The organism is Bacillus sp. 01N45, from assembly GCF_056399205.1.
This window is the reverse complement of record NZ_JBFTQW010000070.1, coordinates 1-376: the sequence shown is the minus strand read 5'-3', so window position 1 is coordinate 376 and position 376 is coordinate 1. Positions and strand designations below refer to the sequence as shown.

The 376-nt window shown below is 64.4% G+C and carries 1 protein-coding gene; it reads left to right on the top strand.

The annotated features are described in order from the left end of the window. The coding region (locus AC1DMU_RS29770; RefSeq protein WP_476941706.1) for an ABC transporter permease subunit at positions 1-372 on the top strand (372 nt) is incomplete at its 5' end. Positions 373-376: the final 4 nt, after the last annotated feature.

Here is a 376-nt window from a genome sequence, read left to right as displayed (position 1 = left end):
GCCTACACCTCGGCCTTCATCGCCGAGGCCGTCCGCTCCGGCGTCAACAGCGTTCCCGTGGGCCAGGCCGAGGCCGCCCGCAGCATCGGCATGAAGTTCAGCCAGGTGCTCTCCCTGATCATCCTGCCGCAGGCCCTGCGCACGGTCATCCCGCCCTTGATCAATATCCTGATCGCCCTGGTGAAGAACTCCTCCGTGGCCGGCGCGTTCTATGTGCTGGAGCTCTTCGGCTACGGCAAGCAGCTCGCCAACGACCACGGCGATGCCGTCATGTGGGTCCTGGTGGGCGTCGCGTTCTTCTACCTGCTGATAACCGTCCCGCTTGGCTACCTCGCCAACGTGGTTGAACGAAAGGTGGCGATCGCACGATGACCTC